Raw genomic sequence first — 6,218 nt, forward strand, 5'->3', positions numbered from 1 at the left:
CCGGGGCAGAGCCGCGCACGATGACAGAGCCGCGCACGATGACAGAGAAGGTACGAGGAGAGGCCGTGACGTCCATGACCACCGGCGAGGCGCCCGCCCGCGGCGAGATCGAGCTCGCCATCGGCGGCATGACCTGTGCCTCCTGCGCGGCCCGCATCGAGCGCAAGCTCAACAAGCTGGACGGCGTGACCGCGACCGTCAACTACGCCACCGAGAAGGCGAAGGTCGCCTACCCCGCCGGCGTCACCCCCGAAGATCTGGTCGCGGAGGTAGAGAAGGCCGGATACACCGCCGAACCGCCCGCTCCGCCCGCGTCCGCCGAGCGGGACGGGACGGACGGGGAAGAGGGGGAGGCGGAGGAAGAGCGCGCCGGGCTCGCTCCCCTCAGGCAGCGCCTGATCACCTCGATCGTGCTGTCGCTGCCGGTCGTCGCGATGGCGATGATCCCGGCGCTGCAGTTCGACCACTGGCAGTGGCTCTCCCTCGCCCTGGCCGGTCCCGTCGTGGTCTACGGCGGGTGGCCCTTCCACCGGGCGGCCTGGACCAACCTGCGGCACGGCGCCGCGACCATGGACACGCTGGTCTCGCTGGGGACGATCGCCGCCTTCTCCTGGTCGCTCTGGGCCCTGTTCTTCGGCACGGCGGGCATGCCGGGCATGCGGCACGGCTTCGAGTTCACCCTGTCCCGGGGCGACGGCTCGGGGAACATCTACTTCGAGGCCGCCGCAGGGGTGGTCACCTTCATCCTCGCGGGCCGCTACTTCGAGGCCCGCTCCAAGCGGCGCGCCGGTGCCGCGCTCCGCGCGCTGCTGTCGATGGGCGCCAAGGACGTCACGCTGGCCTCCGGGGAGGTCGTTCCGGTCGGCAGGCTCACGGCGGGCGACCTCTTCGTCGTACGGCCGGGGGAGAAGATCGCGACGGACGGCGTGGTCGAGGAGGGGTCCTCGGCCGTGGACGCGTCCATGCTGACCGGCGAGTCGGTCCCCGTCGAGGTGCGGCCGGGTGACGCGGTGGCCGGCGCCACCGTGAACGCCGGTGGGCGCCTCGTGGTGAGGGCCACCCGGGTCGGCTCGGACACCCAGCTCGCCCAGATGGCCAGGCTGGTGGAGGACGCGCAGAACGGCAAGGCCGCCGTGCAGCGGCTGGCCGACCGGATCTCCGCGGTGTTCGTGCCGATCGTGATCGCGCTGTCCGTGGCCACCCTCGGCTTCTGGCTCGGCACCGGTTCCGGCGCCGCCGCGGCCTTCACCGCCGCCGTGGCGGTACTGATCATCGCCTGCCCCTGCGCCCTGGGCCTCGCCACGCCGACCGCGCTGATGGTCGGCACCGGCCGGGGCGCCCAGCTGGGCATCCTGATCAAGGGGCCGGAGGCGCTGGAGTCGACCCACGGCATCGACACCGTCGTCCTGGACAAAACCGGCACCGTGACGTCGGGCACGATGACCCTCAAGGACGTCTTCCCCGCCGCCGGTGAGGAGCGCGAGGAGGTGCTCCGGCTGGCCGGGGCGCTGGAGAGCGCCTCCGAGCACCCCGTCGCCCGCGCGGTCGCCCGCGCGGCGGACTCCACCGCCCAGGTCGAGGACTTCGCGAACGTCGAGGGCCTCGGCGTCCAGGGCGTCGTCGACGGGCACGCCGTGCTCGTCGGACGGCCCCAGCTGCTCGCCGACTGGTCGCAGCACCTGCCGCCCGAGCTGGAGGAGGAGCTGGAGCGGGCACGGGAACGCGGGGAGACGGCCGTCGCGGTCGGCTGGGACGGGAAGGCCCGCGCGGTGCTCACCGTCGCCGACGAGATCAAGCCCACCTCGGCCGAGGCGGTCGCCGCGCTGCGCGCGCTCGGCCTGCGCCCGGTCCTGCTGACCGGCGACAACGAGACGGTGGCCCGTACGGTCGCCGGGGCCGTCGGCATCGAGGACGTGATCGCCGACGTGCTGCCCGCCGACAAGGTGGAGGTCGTCAAGCGGCTCCAGTCCGAGGGCCGCACCGTGGCCATGATCGGCGACGGGGTCAACGACGCCGCCGCCCTCGCCCAGGCCGACCTCGGCATGGCGATGGGCACCGGCACCGACGTCGCGATCGAGGCCTCCGACCTCACCCTGGTCCGGGGCGACCTGCGGGTGGCCGCCGACGCGATCAGGCTGTCCCGCCGCACGCTGCGCACCATCAGGGGCAACCTGTTCTGGGCCTTCGCCTACAACGTCGCCGCCATCCCGCTGGCCGCTCTGGGGCTGCTCACCCCGATGATCGCCGGGGGCGCGATGGCGCTCTCCTCGGTGTTCGTGGTCAGCAACAGCCTGCGGTTGCGCCGCTTCAGGTGAGGTCCCGGATCACGACCGTGTTCGGGGCGGCCGCGCGGATCGGCGACGGCCTCCGGGTGCGCCGCATCAGGTGAGGTGCGGCGCCCTCGCGGCGCGGGCGTTATGGTGGAGTCCGCGCGGCAGGGCGCACCCGGTCCGCGGGAAGGGCAGAGCCCACCTGAGCACCACACTGCTCATCGGTCGACCTCCTTTTCGGCCCGATCGCGCGGACGTCGGGCGTGACGAAAGGGAGGCATCCGTGCCTGTTCGCCGTCTTCCCGACAATCCCAGCCTCGAACACCTGAGGAACCAGGCCAAGCGCCTCAAGAGGGCGGTCCGCGACGCCGACGCCGCCGCGCTGGAGCTGGTCGCCGAGTTCCACCCCCGCCCGCTCCCCGGTCTCCCGGCGCGGCCCGCCGGACCACCGCCGGCCGGGGGAGACCCGCGCTCGCCGGAGGGGTTCACGCTGGCCGACGCCCAGCTGACGGTCGCGAGGGCGTACGGCTTCGCGAGCTGGCCCCGGCTCCGCGCCCACCTCGACGTCCTCGCCCGGCACTCCCGCTCACCCCACCTGGTACCCCGGAGCGCGGACCCGGTCGCGGAGTTCCTCCGGCTGGCCTGCCTGCCGTACGGGAACGACGACCCGTCGCGCCGCCGCGAGGCGGCGCGGGCGCTGGCCCTGGACCCGGGACTCGCGGTCGCGAGCGTCCACACCATGGCCGCGACCGGTCAGGCGGAGGCGATGGCGGCGACGCTGGCGGCCGACCCGGCCCAGGCGCGGGCCGAGGGCGGGCCGTACCGGTGGGAGCCGTTGCTCTACCTGGCGTACTCGCGGGTCGAGGGCGGCGACGCGCCGCGGACCGCCCGGCTGCTGCTCGAACACGGTGCCGACCCGGACGCGGGATACCTGTGGGAGGGGTTGCCCTCGCCGTTCACCGCGCTCACCGGGGCCTTCGGCGGCGGCGAGCGCGGCGAGCCGCCGCACCCGCGCTCCGCCGAGCTGGCCCGGCTCCTGCTGGAGGCGGGAGCCGATCCCAACGACAGCCAGACGCTCTACAACCGGGGGCTCTGCGGGTTCGGGTCCGACGACACCGAGCACCTGGAGCTGCTCTTCGAGTACGGTCTCGGCCGGGGGGACGGCGGGCCCTGGCACCGGCGCCTCGGTCCCGCGCACGCGACACCGGAGCAGATGCTCCAGGACGAGGTGTTCACCGCGGTCATCAGGCGGCGGCCCCGGTGCTTGAGGCTCCTGATCGAGCACGGCGCGGGTCTCGACGGTCCCGGCACCGGCCACCCGATCTTCGAGGGCCGTACGCCCTACGAGCTGGCCGTGCTCGGCGGGCACTCCGAGCTGGCCGGAATGCTCGCCGAGGCCGGGGCGAGGGTCTCCCCCCGCCGCGCCGGCCGGTCATCGTGATCTCCTCGCGCGTCCGGACCGCGCGATCCTCTCGCGCCCGGAACGGTGGAGGCCGGGGGGCGGCCGGTCGTCGCGCCGGCGCTCCGCCCGGTCAGGGGATGGGACAGGGCCGATGATCAGGGCCCGGTACGGGGTCTCCCGCGCCGGGCCCGTCGCGCTCCGCCAGCTGGAGGATCTCCCCGACCGTCGCCTCGTCCGCGGTGTAGATGTGAGGCACGTCGACGAAGACCCTCATCGATCCGCAGCCCACCATGAGGCCGTCCGCGACCTCGCTCTGGATGCCGCGCAGCGGTACGTAGTTCAGGTAGGAGGTGAACACGTTCTGCGACCGGAAGGCGGCGGTCATGACCAGCCGCCCGGCACGAAGCCTGAAGGCCAGGCTGGTCAGGCACGGCACCGCGTCGAAGGGCTCGCCGGGAGCGGTGAGCGAGATCCAGCCGCTCTTGGTGTACGGCTTGGCGCGCAGCACGTCGGCGATCCAGCCGAGCTGGTCGACACCGAGGAACTGGCGGAGCCGCCCTCCGTAGCTGTACTTGAACGGCGGGACGACCGACCGCTCGCTGAACTTGCTGGAGTACAGCGGGATCTTCCCGGCGTCGCCGTAGCATTTCAGCACCGGGTCGTCCCAGGCCAGGCCGGTGACCTCGAACAGCACCGCCGGAGCCTCGATGATCGGGCCGCGGTCGTCCAGGGCGGGCCCGCCGTTGTCTGTCACGTGTCGCATCAGCCAGATCCACGTCTCCCCACAAGACGCGAATCTGAGGAGGTCGGACATTCAGGTCTCCACATTGGGGAAATGGAAGGGGTTGTGTGGGAGTCGGCGTTGCCGGGAAACATTGGCGCGAACGTAGTAGACGAGATAGTGGACCATCGCGAGCAGGCCGATGATCACCAGGAGCAGCGCCATGCTCGGCGCCGCCCCGATCATTCCGAGCACGCCCACCGCGATGTAGGAACTGTTGACCAGGGCCAGCATCATCACGTTGATCCCCGGCCAGGCCATCGGCGCGTACGTCTCCGGATACCGGGGATCCACCGGCAGGTTGGGAGTCCAGCCGAGGGCCGAGAACTGGTCCTTGAGGTGAACCGTGTAGAGCAGGCGGAAGTTGTTGAGCGCCCGCGCGGTCCTCATGTGCGCGTTGACGGCTTCGATCAGCCGCAGGAAGGGCAGCACGCTGAGCAGCCCGAACGCGGCGACCATCGCGAACAGGTGCCAGGGCACGGTGAGCCAGGTGGTCAGCGTCTCCGGGCTGACCACCTTCGCGCTGGCCAGCGCGACCGCGGCCGCGAACGGGGCGGCGAGCAGGCTCATGGACAGCCGGGTCATCTTGATGCGCTCGTCCTTGGCGGCAAGGTAGACCTGGTACGTCCCGCTGAAGTCCACGGAGACGAGGGCGAGGAATTCCCCGGGTGCCACGGGCAGCCCGTCCATGGTCTCGGGTAGTGCTTCCGCGGTCATCCGCGGTGACATTCTCCGCATCGGGACCCCACTTTCGCCGGATAGTGGATTTTCCCGTAAGAAGATATTGACCCACTTGTCAGGCGAATGAGTGCGTTTTAACGACATACGTCTCAGAGTTCTGTGCGGCCTCTCCCGCGGGCGCGTCTTCCACGGATGCGGTCTCTCCCGGACGCCGCCGTGGGGGCCTCACGCGAGGGCCGCTTCACGACCGCGAGGTCCGCCGCGCGCCGGAGAGCGGAACCGTCGTCCGCCCGTGCGTCAGTGCCCCTCCGCCGCCCTGAACTCCTCGTCCGGCAGGGCCTCCTCCACGGAGGCGGCCATCGTGAAGTAGGTCAGGAGCCCGGTGGTGGCCATCATGTGGCGCAGCGTCCGGCTCGCTCCGGCCAGCACCAGGCGGGTCCGGGTCTCCTGGCTCCTGCGCAGGAGCCACAGCAGTTCCGCGAGCCCGGTGGAGTCGCAGAAGGTGAGGCCCTGCAGGTCGAGGATGAGCCACGGCCCGGCCTGGGCCTGCGTGTCCGAAGACGTCCCGAAGGTCTCCGGAGGCGTCTCGAAGGAGGGAGACGCCTCGAAGGAGGAGAGGACCTGTGGCGAGGGGGAGAGTGAGGCCATCGTGGAGAGCGATGACCGCCCGTCCGATGGCGGCCCGTCCGGTGGCGGTCTGTCCGGGGAGAGGGGAGAGGGCTCATCGGGGAAGAGCGGTGGCGGGCTTCCCGGAGGCGGCGGGCTTCCCGGAGAGGGGGGCGGCGGGCTCCCGGGAAAGAACGGGGAAGGGGGCTCGGGCGACAGCGGTGACGGCGGCTCCGAGGGGAGCGGACCTCCCGAGGCCGGCGGGACTTCCGAGAGGAACGGCGTCTCGGAGCGGAACGGCGTCTCCGGGAGGAGCGGTGACGGACCGGAGAACGGCGCCTGAAGCGCCGGGAACGCGGACGGCGAACCGAGTGCTGGAGGAGCCGGGAACGCGGACGGCGAACCGAGTGCTGGAGGAGCCGGGAACGCGGACGGCGAACCGAGTGCTGGAGGAGCCGGGAACGCGGACGGCGAACCG

General features: G+C 72.2%; 5 protein-coding genes. 2 read left to right on the plus strand and 3 right to left on the minus strand.

Annotation, left to right across the window (positions count from 1 at the left end; all coding sequences use genetic code 11):
• Window positions 1-74: 74 nt before the first annotated feature.
• Both AB0F88_RS06165 and AB0F88_RS06170 read left to right on the plus strand, forming a co-directional pair.
• Entirely contained in the window at window positions 75-2,315 is a 2,241-nt protein-coding gene (locus AB0F88_RS06165; RefSeq protein WP_362680544.1) for a heavy metal translocating P-type ATPase, read from the plus strand.
• A gap of 238 nt (window positions 2,316-2,553) precedes the next feature.
• Window positions 2,554-3,711, plus strand: a complete 1,158-nt coding sequence (locus AB0F88_RS06170; protein WP_362678031.1) for a hypothetical protein — start codon at window positions 2,554-2,556, stop codon at window positions 3,709-3,711.
• A gap of 91 nt (window positions 3,712-3,802) precedes the next feature.
• Here AB0F88_RS06170 and AB0F88_RS06175 read toward each other — a convergent pair whose 3' ends face one another.
• From AB0F88_RS06175 to AB0F88_RS06185, 3 genes are all read right to left on the minus strand, one after another.
• Window positions 3,803-4,435 (minus strand): hypothetical protein, encoded by a 633-nt coding sequence (locus AB0F88_RS06175; protein WP_362678033.1) that lies wholly within the window; start codon window positions 4,433-4,435, stop codon window positions 3,803-3,805.
• Window positions 4,436-4,486: 51 nt separating this feature from the next.
• Window positions 4,487-5,170 (minus strand): hypothetical protein, encoded by a 684-nt coding sequence (locus tag AB0F88_RS06180; RefSeq protein ID WP_362678035.1) that lies wholly within the window; start codon window positions 5,168-5,170, stop codon window positions 4,487-4,489.
• Between the two features lie 261 nt (window positions 5,171-5,431).
• On the minus strand, window positions 5,432-5,782 hold the full coding sequence (locus tag AB0F88_RS06185; protein ID WP_362678037.1) for an STAS domain-containing protein: 351 nt from the start codon (window positions 5,780-5,782) through the stop codon (window positions 5,432-5,434).
• Window positions 5,783-6,218 lie beyond the last annotated feature (436 nt).

The organism is Streptosporangium sp. NPDC023963 (assembly GCF_040639135.1).
GTDB lineage: Bacteria > Actinomycetota > Actinomycetes > Streptosporangiales > Streptosporangiaceae > Streptosporangium.

Excerpts from the sequence above, each read along its gene's own strand:
- AB0F88_RS06165 (WP_362680544.1), top strand. The coding sequence starts at position 75 with ATGACCACCGGCGAGGCGCCCGCCCGCGGCGAGATCGAGCTCGCCATC.
- AB0F88_RS06175 (WP_362678033.1), bottom strand. The coding sequence starts at position 4,435 with ATGCGACACGTGACAGACAACGGCGGGCCCGCCCTGGACGACCGCGGC.
- AB0F88_RS06180 (WP_362678035.1), bottom strand. The coding sequence starts at position 5,170 with ATGACCGCGGAAGCACTACCCGAGACCATGGACGGGCTGCCCGTGGCA.
- AB0F88_RS06185 (WP_362678037.1), bottom strand. The coding sequence starts at position 5,782 with ATGGCCTCACTCTCCCCCTCGCCACAGGTCCTCTCCTCCTTCGAGGCG.